The organism is Nocardiopsis salina YIM 90010, assembly GCF_000341025.1.
In the GTDB taxonomy this organism is placed as follows: domain Bacteria; phylum Actinomycetota; class Actinomycetes; order Streptosporangiales; family Streptosporangiaceae; genus Nocardiopsis; species Nocardiopsis salina.
On the sequence record NZ_ANBF01000035.1, the window covers coordinates 23,357 to 35,394 of the forward strand.

Consider the following 12,038-nt stretch of genomic DNA (forward strand, 5'->3'; position numbering starts at 1 on the left):
TGCCGCCGCCCTTTCACCGATGAGGAGCACCATGGCCGACAGCGGTGTCGTGGTCGTCGACAAGCCCGCCGACTGGACCTCGCACGACGTGGTCGCCCGGATGCGCCGACTGGCGGGGACCCGCCGGGTGGGGCACGCCGGGACCCTGGACCCGATGGCGACCGGGGTGCTGGTGCTGGGGGTCGAGAAGGGCACCAAGCTCCTCGGCCACCTGACCCTCACCGAGAAGACCTACGAGGCGACCTTCCGCCTGGGGCTGACCACCAACACCGACGACGCCGAGGGCGAGCCCGGGCAGCGCCGGGACGCGTCGGCCGTCACCGAGGAGGAGGTCCGGGCCGCGACCGCGAAGCTGACCGGGCTCATCCAGCAGGTTCCGCCGCAGGTCAGCGCGATCAAGGTCGATGGCAAGCGCGCCTACAAGTCCGCGCGGGAGGGCAAGGAGGTGGCCCTCGAGCCTCGTGAGATCACGGTGTCGCAGTTCGACGTCACCGGGGTGCGTCCGGTCGAGGACCCGGGCGGCGCCTTCGTCGACGTCGACGCGGTGGTCTCGTGCTCGAGCGGTACCTACATCCGTTCCCTGGCCCGCGACATGGGGCAGGACCTCGGCGTGGGCGGTCACCTGAGCGTGCTGCGGCGCACACGGGTGGGCCCGTACGAGGCGTCGCAGGCACGTACGCTCGACCAGCTCGCCGAGGAGTACACGCAGGTGCCGTTGGCCCACGCCGTGGCCGCCGGGTTCCCGGTGCGCACGATGGACGAGGGCGAGACCAAGCGGATCCGGCACGGCAACCGGATCGGCCCGAGCTCCCTGGGGGACGGCCCCGTCGGCCTGTTCGCCCCCGACGGCACCGTGGTCGCCCTGGGTGAGAACCGGCCGGGCCACATGAAGCCGGTCGTGGTCTTCGACCCCGCCTGACCACCAGGCGTCCCAGCGGAGCCCTGCTTCCTCCAGCTCCTCGCGGACCGCTCGGCCTGCCGGTGGAGCCCCTGCCCGATCCAGCGCCGCATGTGCACGGATGGTTCGACGCCCTCGTCACGGCGGAGTCCCTGACCAGGTCCGTCAAGGGCTCGTGCTCGGGCGGGCAGGGCCGTGAGTGGGGAGGGCCGGGGCTCGTGGCTCCGGCGGGGGTACGAGCGTGGCACGCTTGGGGAGGCAAGCATCGTCGACGAACCAGGGGAGCCGAACGTGCGCCGATGGGACGGGCTGGAGGGCATCCCCTCCGGGTGGGGACGCTCGGTGGTGGCCGTGGGCGTCTTCGACGGGGTGCACCGCGGGCACCGCGCCATCGTCGGGACCGCTGCCGAACGCGGGCGGGACCTCGGCCTGCCCGTGGTCGCGGTGACCTTCGAGCCGCACCCGCAGTCCGTCCTGCGCGGCACGGGGCCCTCCGTGCTCACGCCCGTGGACCGCCGGGTGGAACTGCTCGGGCAGGCCGGGGCCGACGCCGTCGTGGTCCTGCCGTTCACCGAGGACCTCGCGGCCCTGACCCCGGAGGAGTTCGCGCGCCACGTGCTCGTCGACCACCTGCACGCGGCTGCCGTCGTGGTGGGGGAGGACTTCCGGTTCGGGCACCGCGCCGCCGGCACGGTCGACCTGCTCGAGGATCTCGGCTCTGCCCACGGGTTCACTGCGCACGGTGTCCCCCTGGTCTCCGACGACGGCGGCCCGGTCACCTCCACGCGCGTGCGCGGGCTCCTGGCCGAGGGCGACGTCGCCGGGGCCGCCGAGCTCATGGGGCGTCCGCACCGGGTCCAGGGTCCCGTCGTGCACGGGGCCTCGCGCGGGCGCGAGCTGCTCGGGTTCCCCACCGCGAACATGGACCTCGAACCCGGGGCCGCCGTGCCCGACGACGGTGTGTACGCCGGCTGGATGGGTCGCCCGGACGCCCCGGAGGGGGAGGAGTCCCGTTGGCCGGCCGCGGTCTCGGTCGGCACCAACCCCACCTTCGACGGCGTCGAGCGCACCGTGGAGGCCTACGCCCTCGACCGTGACGACCTCGAGCTCTACGGGATCCTCGTGGCCGTCGACTTCACCGTGCACATCCGCGGCCAGGAGCGCTTCGACTCCGTGGACGAGCTCATCACTGCAATGAACCGCGACGTCGACCGGTGCCGGAAGGCCCTCGACGCCGGATAGCTTGCGGTGGGACCGGTGCCTCCCACCGGTCGGCCCGAGCACCGGTCGGCCCGAGCACCGGTCGGCCCGAGCACCGGTCGGCCTGCGGTAGGATTGGAACGTTCACGTGTGCCCCGAGGCCCAGTTCCCGGGGGCGGTTCCCCGGCCCGTTCGGAGCCGGACCGCCCGCACACGCGGCGGTGACTGTTCGTGCGCGCGGTCACCGTGTCCAGACCCCAGGCTCTGTCCCGGGGTCGTCCTGCGTACCGAACCACGAGAAGGAGCGACGTGTCGATCGACGCCGCCACCAAACAGAAGATCATCCAGGAGTACGGCACCACCGAGGGTGACACCGGCTCCCCCGAGGTCCAGGTCGCGGTGATGACCCACCGCATCACCCAGCTGACCGAGCACCTCAAGACGCACAAGCAGGACCACCACAGCCGCCGCGGCCTGCTGCTGATGGTCGGCCGCCGCCGCCGTCTGCTCAAGTACGTCGCCAAGCAGGACATCAACCGTTACCGCTCGCTCATCGAGCGTCTCGGCCTGCGCCGCTAGAACGTACGCCCGGGTCCGGGACGAAACCCGGGCCCGGGCGCGTTGTGGGAGGGAGTGGCCGCGGCCACTCCCTCTTTGTTAGTAAGGTGTGGCACGGCCCGCCCAGGTGGGCCGCGTCGCAACCGCACACGACGCTGAACACGCCCGTGATCTGCTCCCTCGGCCGCAGAGTCGAGGCCGGTCCTCGGTAGTGGTCCCCGGCGCACGTCCGCCGTGGGCTTCGATCGATGACCGGTCGTCATCAACTCCGGGGCACGGACACGGGCAACCGACCCGATGTTTCGGCGGGCAACACGGCCCGTCCGGCATGAAGAACGTGTAGTAGGAGGTCGCCCATGGAGGGCGTTTACTCGGCTGAGGCCGTCATCGACAACGGTGGCTTCGGCACCCGCACCATCCGCTTCGAGACCGGNGTCTACCTCGACGACGAGACCGTCGTCCTGTCGGCCACCACCGCCTCGAAGCGCCCCAAGGACAACCTCGACTTCTTCCCCCTCACGGTGGACGTCGAGGAGCGCATGTACGCTGCCGGCCGCATCCCCGGCTCCTTCTTCCGCCGCGAGGGCCGGCCCTCCGAGGACGCCGTCCTCACGTGCCGCCTCATTGACCGCCCGCTGCGCCCGTCCTTCAAGAAGGGCCTGCGCAACGAGATCCAGGTCGTCGAGACCGTGCTCGCCCTGCACCCCGAGCACCTGTACGACGTCGTGGCCATCAACGCCGCCTCGATGTCCACACAGATCTCCGGCATCCCCTTCTCCGGCCCGATCGGCGGCGTGCGCGTCGCCCTGATCGACGGCCAGTGGGTCGGCTTCCCGAGCCACACCGAGCTGCAGAACGCCACCTTCGACATGGTCGTGGCCGGCCGTGTGCTCGATGACGGCGACGTGGCCATCATGATGGTCGAGGCCGAGTCCACCCCGCAGACCCTCGACCTGGTCTCCGAGGGCGCCGTCGGCCCCAACGAGCAGACCATTGCCGAGGGCCTCGAGGCCGCCAAGCCCTTCATCAAGGTCCTCTGCAAGGCCCAGGCCGCTGTGGCCGAACAGGCCGCACCCGAGACCGCCGAGTTCCCGATCTTCCTCGACCACGAGGACGACGTCTACGAGGCCGTCGACTCCTCCGTCCGCGAGGACTTGTCCAAGGCGCTCACGATCGCCGACAAGCAGGACCGCGAGAACAAGCTCGACGAGGTCAAGAACGAGGTCGCCGAGCGCCTGGCCGAGCAGTTCGAGGGCCGTGAGAAGGAGATCGGCGCCGCTTTCCGCTCGCTGAGCAAGCAGCTCATGCGCGAGCGCGTCCTGCGCGACCAGGTCCGCATCGACGGCCGCGGCCCCAAGGACATCCGCCAGCTCAGCGCCGAGGTCGGCGTGCTGCCGCGGGTGCACGGATCCTCCCTCTTCGAGCGCGGTGAGACCCAGATCATGGGCGTCACCACGCTGAACATGCTGCGCATGGAGCAGACGGTCGACACTCTCAACCCCGAGAAGACCAAGCGCTACATGCACAACTACAACTTCCCGCCCTACTCCACCGGTGAGACCGGCCGGGTGGGCTCGCCCAAGCGGCGCGAGATCGGGCACGGCGCCCTCGCCGAGCGCGCCCTGCTGCCGGTCCTGCCCTCGCGCGAGGAGTTCCCCTACGCGATCCGGCAGGTCTCCGAGGCACTGGGCTCCAACGGCTCCACGTCGATGGGGTCGGTCTGCGCCTCGACCATGTCCCTTATGGCGGCCGGTGTGCCGCTCAAGGAGATGGTCTCCGGCATCGCGATGGGGCTGATCAGCGATGGCGACGAGTTCGTCACGCTGACCGACATCCTCGGCGCCGAGGACGCGTTCGGCGACATGGACTTCAAGGTCGCCGGTACCCGGGAGCTCATCACCGCACTGCAGCTGGACACCAAGCTCGACGGGATCCCCGCGGAGCAGCTCTCCCTGGCCCTGCAGCAGGCCCGCGGCGCCCGCCTGGCGATCCTCGACGTCATGCAGGAGGCCATCGAGCGCCCGGCCGAGATGAGCCCGAACGCTCCGCGCATCCTCACCGTCCAGGTCCCGACCGAGAAGATCGGTGAGGTCATCGGCCCCAAGGGCAAGATGATCAACTCGATCCAGGACGACACCGGCGCCGACATCACCATCGAGGACGACGGCACGATCTACATCGGTGCCACCGACGGCCCGTCCGCCGAGGCCGCCCGGGACACCATCAACCAGATCGCCAACCCGACGATGCCCGAGGTCGGCGACCGTTACCTGGGCACGGTCGTCAAGACGACCACGTTCGGTGCGTTCGTCTCGCTGCTGCCCGGCAAGGACGGCCTGCTGCACATCTCGCAGATCCGCAAGCTGCACGGCGGCAAGCGCATCGAGAACCTCGACGACGTCATCGGCATCGGTGAGAAGATCCAGGTCGAGATCCGCGAGATCGACGACCGCGGCAAGCTGTCGCTGGCCCCGGTCGAGGTCGTCGATGAGGAGGCCGCCAAGGCCGCCAAGGCCGAGGAGCCCTCCGCCGAGGACGGCAAGAAGGACGACGACGGTGACAACGGCGACGACAAGGGCGAGGACGCCGCTCCGCGCCGCCGTCGCCGCCGAAACACGAACCGCTCCGAGAACACCTGATCGACGGGCACCGACCGCGGGGGCGGCCGTATCCGAAAGGGGTACGGCCGCCCCCGCGGCGTATGCTGCACCACGCCATCGGCGCGAGACAGCGCCGGAACGTCCCCCCGAGACACGTAGAAGAGGTTTCATGAGCTCTGTGCCCATCGCCGCCGAACAGGAGCCGGATTCCACCGTCACTCTGATGGAGCCCACCGGCGGCTCCGGCCTGATCCAGCGCACCGTGCTGCCCGGCGGCCTGCGGGTGGTCTCCGAGAGTGTCCCAGGTGTGCGGTCGGCGGCGTTCGGCATCTCGGCGACCACCGGTTCGCGTGACGAGGACTCCGCGCACGCCGGTTCCGCGCACTTCCTGGAGCACCTGCTCTTCAAGGGGACCCGGCGGCGTTCCCCGCTCGACATCGCCGCCGAGCTCGACAGTGTGGGCGCCGACCACAACGCCTACACCACCAAGGAGCACACCTGCTACTACGCGAAGGTGCTCGACCGCGACCTGCCGTTGGCCGTCGACGTCATCGGTGACATGGTCGCCAACTCCACCCTCGACGCGGAGGAGGTGGAGACCGAGCGCGGGGTGATCCTCGAGGAGATCGCCATGTACGAGGACGAGCCGGCCGACCTGGTCGACGACGTCTTCGCCGAGAAGTTCTTCGGCGACTCCCCGCTGGCCCGCCCGATCCTCGGAACCATCGACACGATCCGGGACCTGCCGCGCGAGCGCATCCTGGAGCAGTACCGGGACGCCTACGTTCCCGGCGAGCTCGTGGTCACTGCCGCCGGCAGCCTGGACCACGCGGAACTGGTCGAGCGGGTACGCACGATGTTCGCCGACCAGCTCGCCGCTGCCGGGGACGCCCGGCCCTCCCGCCCGCGCTCGGCCGACACGTCCGTCCCGGTGCACGGGGGGACCGTCCTGCGCTCGCGTGAGACGGAGCAGGCGCACCTGCTGATGGGCATGGAGGGGATGACCCGCCTGGACCCGCGCTGGTACGCCCTGAGGCTTCTCAGCGCCGCCCTGGGCGGCGGCATGTCCTCGCGTCTCTTCCAGGAGGTCCGGGAGAAGCGCGGGCTGGCCTACGCGGTTCACGCCTTCCACATGGCCCACTCCGACACCGGCTCGTTCCAGATCTACGCGGGCTGCCTCCCGGAGAAGATCGACGAGGTCATCGGGGTGTGTCGCGAGGAGCTCGGCAAGGTCGCCTCCTCCGGGCTCACCTCCGAGGAACTCGGCCGTGCCAAGGGGCAGATCCAGGGCGGGATGGTTCTCGGCAGCGAGGGCACCAATGCCCGCATGGGCCGCATCCTCTCGCACGAGCTCAACCAGCCCCGCCATTACTCGATCGACGAGGACCTGGCCCGCCTGGACGCGGTCACCGACGCCGACGTCGCCGAGGTCGCCGCCGACCTGCTCAACCGCCCACGCGCGCTCGCGGTCATCGGTCCCTACGACGAGGGCCGCGAGTTCTAGGAACACGGCACCTCCGTCACAGGGGCCGGGGCCCGCACCCCGGCGCAGGAGACGAACGAAGGCGCCCCCGGTCGCTCGACCGGGGGCGCCTTCGTGTTGCGGGGCCGCGTCAGCGCTTGCGGCGCTTCACGGTGATCTCGCGGGGGGCGGCGCTGTCGGCCGCGCCGCGGACGACGACCACGAGGAGGCCCTCGCCGTAGGTGGCCTCGATGTCGGCGGGCTTGACGTCCTCCGGGACGCTGATGTCGCGGCGGAACGTGCCCATGAACCGCTCCGAGGAGTAGTACTCGACATCGTCCTCGTCACGGCGCCGCTCACCGCTGATGGTGAGGACGCTGTGGTTGAAGCTGATGTCGATGTCCTCCTCGTAGACACCGGGGACCTCGCAGCGCACGATGAGGTCGCGCCCGCTGGCGAGGATGTCCGTGGGCGGGCTCCACGCGTCGGAGTGACCGCGCTCGCGCTCACCCGCCTGGTTGCTCTCGATCGAGGACATGGTGTCGGAGATCCGGTTCATCTCGGTGATCATGTCCACGACCCCGTTGAAGGGGTTGCGGAATCGCTTCGGTGCCATGCCTCCTCCTTCCTGTCACTGGTCCTGATGGCTGGTTGTCGTCGGGCGGCTGACGGAATCAGCTGCGGTCCGGGCGCGGAGCGGGGCGGTAGTCCTCCGCACGGACCGTCTTGGGTTCACCCGGCTTGCGTTCCTTGGACAGAGCCATGAACAGACCGAGCAACATGAACACCAGGACGACCGCGAAGGGGAGTCCGGTGGAGACGGAAGCGGCTTGGAGCGCTGTGAGTGCGTCCTCTCCGCCCAGTACGAGCAGGATCAGCGTCACGGCACCCATACTGACGGCCCAGAAGGCGCGCTGGGCGCGGACCGGCTTGGTGGTACCGCCGTTGGTCAGCATGTCCACCACCAGCGAGCCGGAGTCGGCGGAGGTGATGAAGAAGATCGTGACCACCACGATCAGGAACAGCGATGCCAGCGTGGCGACGATCGGTGCCAGCGGCAGGACGTTCATCAACTGGTAGGTGGCCTCGGCCTCGTCGTCCAGGTTGAACCCGGCGAAGCCCTCGCCGAAGAGCTCGTAGTAGGCGCCCGCGCCACCGAAGACGCCGAACCACAGGACAGAGATGACGGCGGGGGCGAAGAGGGCACCGAGGACGAACTCGCGGATCTTGCGGCCGTAGGAGATCCGGGCCAGGAAGATGCCGACAAAGGGCGACCAGGAGATCCACCAGCCCCAGTAGAAGAGCGTCCAGTCGGTGGAGAAGGCTGCGGCCGTCGCATCGGCCATCGGGCTGGGGAAGGACAGGCTCCACGGGACGATGTTGGCCAGGTACTCACCGGCGCCGGTGAACATCGCGCTCGTCATCCACAGCTTCGGGCCGACCAGGAAGACGAAGAACATCAGGAGGAAGGCCAGCCCCAGGTTGAGCACCGAGAGGCGGCGGAGGCCCTTGTCGATGCCCGACATCACGCTGAAGAGGGTGATCGCGATGATGACGCAGATGATGACCGTCTGCGAGAGCCCGCTCACGGGGATCCCGAAGACGTGGTTCAGACCGCTGTTGATCTGCATCGTGCCCAGGCCGAGCGAAGTGGCCAGACCGAAGATGGTGCCGAAGACCGCGAGGATGTCGACGAGGTTGCCGATCCACCCGAAGGCGCGGTCGCCCAGGAGGGGGTAGAGCGCCGACGCGGGGCGAAGGGGGAGGCCCTTGCGGAAGGCGAAGTAACCGAGCGACAGGCCCAGGGCGATGTAGATGGCCCAGGGGTGGAAGCTCCAGTGGAAGAGGGTGGAGGCGAAGGCCTCACCCACGGCCTCGGGCTCGCCGGCGGCGAGTTCCTCGGAGCGGGGGGTGTTCAGGTGCGTGACGGGCTCGGCGACCCCGAAGAACACCAGGCCGATGCCCATGCCCGTGGTGAAGAGCATGGCGAACCAGGCCAGGGTGCTGAATTCCGGGCGGGAGTCGTCCGGTCCGAGCCGGATGTTCCCGAATCGGCTGAACAGGAGCAAAAGTGCTGCGACGAGGAAGAACGTCGTGGCCAGCATGTAGAGCCAGCCGAAGTTCTCGCCGATGCCCGCCTGGATACCTTCGGTGACGGGCCCCAACTGGTCGGTGAAGGCAACACCGAGGATGATGAAGGCGAGGATGACGATCCCCGAGATCCCGAAGACCCAAGGGTTGGTGTGTTCACGGATATAGGTGCGCAGGGATGAGATGGTGGCTCCTTCCCAGCCCCGATCGGTAAGTGATCCCTTGAACGGGTGATCTGGTTGCGGGCCGGCCTGCTACCGGCAGAGTGTGGTCCGGAGGGATATTAGATCTCCTGGTCTCAGACGTAAAGCGCGAGGTTGAGCGCGGAGTGTTCGGGATTTGACCGACATGGACGGGGTTCCGGGGCCTCTCGGACGAGGTGGAGGCAAGGGGATCCCGGTGCTGGTTCCGCGCCGACGAGGGCGAACCCGCTCCCTCCTGCGGAAAGTCCGTGCGCTGCACCGGAGCGGCGCCGGCGGGCCCCGGAAGGCAGCACGAGGGGTGAACATTGCCTCAACACACGGGGGCGTGCACGGGAACCAGCAGGGCTGGCCGGTTCCGGCCCCGAAGGGGCGATCGAGTGCGCTTCCGGGGCGGTTCCACCGACCGTGTCGCTGCCGGATGGTGATGCCCCCGTTATGTACGGGGAGGGGAGCGCCGCTGGGTAGGCATCGAGAGCGGGGGCCGCCCACGAGCTCCGTACTCGACCACCGCAGGGGCGTTCAGAGGGGATCGCCCGGAATCGACGTGTAGGCCGCCGCCAGCTTGCGCACCAGACCCGACTGGGGCAGCTGCACCCCGTCCACCGACGACACCGTGCGCACACCCGTGGCCGCGTTGGTGACGAACGCGCCCCCCATCCGTGTGCATGCAGCGTGTGCGATCGGCCTGGTGCGCACCGGTACCCCCAGGGAATCGGCGGCGTGGTCCACCAGCCGGGCGGTGATCCCCGGAAGGCTCGGTGCCTGCGGCCACGCCACACCCTCTCCGTCCAGGAACCCGATGTTCCAGGTCGGTCCCTCCGAGATCCGGCCGTCCACCCCGCTGAACAGGGCGTCGTCGAACCCGTCCAGCTGGGCCGATCTGCGCTGGCGCAACGCCCCGAACATCGCCGTGCTCTTGATCTGCGGGGTGTCGCGCGCGTACAGGCGCGTGCCCAGGCGCACGGGCGGGGGAGGGACCGCCGGGTCCGGGGCCGGCCGGGTCGTCACCAGGATCTGCGGGCGCGCTCGCGACCCCGGCCGCCCCAGGTCCATCTGCGGGTCGAACACGGTCACACGCACGACCGACGGCGAGGGGTGCTCGCGCGCCGAGCGCCGGGCCAGCTCGCGCACGCGAGGAAGGTCCAGGTCGGTGCCGAACAGGGCGTGGCAGTCCCGGTGCAACCGGTCCATGTGCCATTGGAGCCCGCGGACCCTGAGGCCGTCGACGAGCATGGTCGTGAAGTGCCCGTAGCCGTACAGGGCCAGGCTCGCGAGTTCCCCGGTGCTGACGGGGCGTCCGTTCAGTTCCATCGCCAAGCCATGATGGCACCTCGGGGGTCGGCGCGGAGCGCATACCCGCCCACAACAGCGGTCCGTACCGGCCACCCGCCGAGTGGCCCATGCCAAGCACCGGTGTCAGGATTCGCACTTCGCCCCCGAGCGGGCTCTGCGGGGCACCCATGGATCCGGACGCTCGAGTAGTGTGCGGCGATCCCACGTCGTCAGGGGCGTTCCACCAGGTCGCCCCGCTTTTTGTGTGCTTGGAGCCAACCCATGGGCGAAGCCCCCCACGCACCCACGAAGGTGCGTCTCAGAGTCGGTCGCATCACGGTGAGCAGCAGCCTGCTGGGCGCGATGTTCCTCATGGCCATCAGCGCGGTCGGCCCCGGCTTCATCGCTCAGACCACGACCTTCACCGCGCAGCTCGGCGCGACCTTCGCCTTCGCGATCTTCCTGTCGATCCTGGTCGACATCGCCGTCCAGCTCAACATCTGGCGGGTCGTCGGGGTCGCGAACATGCGGGCGCAGGACCTGGCCAACAGGGTTCTGCCCGGGGCCGGCTACCTGCTCGCTGCGCTCATCCTCTTCGGCGGGCTCGTCTTCAACGTCGGCAACATCGCCGGGACCGGCCTGGGGCTCAACGCGATGCTCGGTATGGACGCCCGGATCGCGGCGGTGCTCTCGGCCGCCCTGGCCGTTGTCATCCTGGCGGTCAAGAGCCTCGGCGTGGCCCTGGACCGCATCTTGGTCGGTCTCGGCGTGCTGATGATCCTTCTGACGCTCTACGTCGCGATCGTCTCGCAGCCGCCCGTGGGCGAGGCGCTGCGCCAGTCGGTCATGCCCGAGACGCTCGGCACCGACGTCTTCCTCGCCACCGTCACGATCATCGGCGGCACCATCGGCGGTTACATCACCTACGCAGGCGCGCACCGCCTCATCGAGAACGGGCAGGGAGGCAAGGAGAACGTCTCCGCGATCACGAAGACATCGGTCACCGGGATCCTCGTGACAGGGTTGATCCGGGTACTGCTGTTCCTGGCGATCCTCGGCGTCGTCGCCGGCGGTGTGGCCGTGATGGAGGCGGACAACCCGCCGGCCGAGGCCTTCCACCAGGCCGCCGGCGAGGTCGGGCTGCGCCTGTTCGGGCTCATCATGTGGGCGGCCGCGGTCAGTTCCGTCATCGGTGCCGCCTACACCTCGATCTCGTTCGTGACGACGTTCCACCCGCTGTTGGAGAAGTGGCGCGGCAGTCTGGTGACGACCTTCATCGGGATCTCGCTGGCCGTCTTCCTGGTCTCCGGCCAGGCTCCCGACACTCTGCTCGTGCTCGCGGGCGCCCTCAACGGTGTGATCCTGCCCGTGGGCCTCGGCATCATGCTGTGGGTGGCCGCACGCCGCTCCCACGACCTGCTGCACGGTTACCGGTACCCCAAGTGGCTCGTGGTGATCGGTGTGGCCGCCTGGGCGCTGACCGTGTTCATGGCGCTGCAGTCGCTCGGAGGGATCGCCGAACTGTGGCAGTGATCCGGCGCTGACCGGCCGGTGTACGCGGCGAGGGGCGGGGCGGCCGAGTGCCGCGCCCGCCCTCTCCTTATCCTGGTCCCAGGGCCTGTTCGGTGGACGCCTTCCGTCGCTCCGGTCAGCCACCGCGCCGCGAGGCGTCCGTTGGCGGCGTGTGCGGGCGTTCGCAGAGCCGGCCCCGGTGAGGGAACGGGAACGGCCTGTTCAGCCGATGCAGAGACCGA

The 12,038-nt window shown here is 69.5% G+C and carries 9 protein-coding genes; 6 read left to right on the top strand and 3 right to left on the bottom strand.

Going from position 1 to position 12,038, the window contains the following annotated elements:
- The first annotated feature begins 31 nt into the window (after positions 1 to 31).
- The 5 genes from truB (at position 32) to D474_RS0104040 (ending at position 6,760) form a co-directional block, all read left to right on the top strand.
- Positions 32 to 919, top strand: a complete 888-nt coding sequence (gene truB / locus D474_RS0104020) for a tRNA pseudouridine(55) synthase TruB (protein WP_017612315.1) — start codon at positions 32 to 34, stop codon at positions 917 to 919.
- Positions 920 to 1,189: 270 nt separating this feature from the next.
- The gene (locus D474_RS0104025) at positions 1,190 to 2,140 is read left to right on the top strand and encodes a bifunctional riboflavin kinase/FAD synthetase (protein ID WP_017612316.1); all 951 of its coding nucleotides are present in this window, start codon (positions 1,190 to 1,192) and stop codon (positions 2,138 to 2,140) included.
- 267 nt (positions 2,141 to 2,407) lie between these two features.
- Entirely contained in the window at positions 2,408 to 2,677 is a 270-nt protein-coding gene (gene rpsO / locus D474_RS0104030; RefSeq protein WP_017612317.1) for a 30S ribosomal protein S15, read from the top strand.
- Between the two features lie 335 nt (positions 2,678 to 3,012).
- Positions 3,013 to 5,295 carry a polyribonucleotide nucleotidyltransferase gene (locus D474_RS0104035; RefSeq protein WP_017612318.1) on the top strand — a complete coding sequence of 761 codons (2,283 nt, stop codon included), beginning with the start codon at positions 3,013 to 3,015 and terminating at the stop codon, positions 5,293 to 5,295.
- 130 nt (positions 5,296 to 5,425) lie between these two features.
- Positions 5,426 to 6,760 (top strand): M16 family metallopeptidase, encoded by a 1,335-nt coding sequence (locus D474_RS0104040; RefSeq protein ID WP_026118147.1) that lies wholly within the window; start codon positions 5,426 to 5,428, stop codon positions 6,758 to 6,760.
- 109 nt (positions 6,761 to 6,869) lie between these two features.
- Here the strand turns inward: D474_RS0104040 and D474_RS0104045 are convergent, their stop codons facing one another.
- The 3 genes from D474_RS0104045 to D474_RS0104055 form a co-directional block, all read right to left on the bottom strand.
- Positions 6,870 to 7,334: an Hsp20/alpha crystallin family protein gene (locus tag D474_RS0104045; protein WP_017612320.1), complete on the bottom strand. Its 465-nt coding sequence runs from the start codon at positions 7,332 to 7,334 to the stop codon at positions 6,870 to 6,872.
- Between the two features lie 58 nt (positions 7,335 to 7,392).
- Positions 7,393 to 8,940, bottom strand: coding sequence for a BCCT family transporter (locus D474_RS27585; protein ID WP_083931730.1), 1,548 nt, complete (start codon positions 8,938 to 8,940; stop codon positions 7,393 to 7,395).
- A 591-nt stretch (positions 8,941 to 9,531) separates the two neighbouring features.
- On the bottom strand, positions 9,532 to 10,323 hold the full coding sequence (locus D474_RS0104055) for an aminotransferase class IV family protein (RefSeq protein ID WP_017612322.1): 792 nt from the start codon (positions 10,321 to 10,323) through the stop codon (positions 9,532 to 9,534).
- 243 nt (positions 10,324 to 10,566) lie between these two features.
- On the opposite strand from D474_RS0104055, the gene D474_RS0104060 reads away from it, so the two are divergent.
- The gene (locus D474_RS0104060; RefSeq protein WP_017612323.1) at positions 10,567 to 11,817 is read left to right on the top strand and encodes an NRAMP family divalent metal transporter; all 1,251 of its coding nucleotides are present in this window, start codon (positions 10,567 to 10,569) and stop codon (positions 11,815 to 11,817) included.
- Positions 11,818 to 12,038 lie beyond the last annotated feature (221 nt).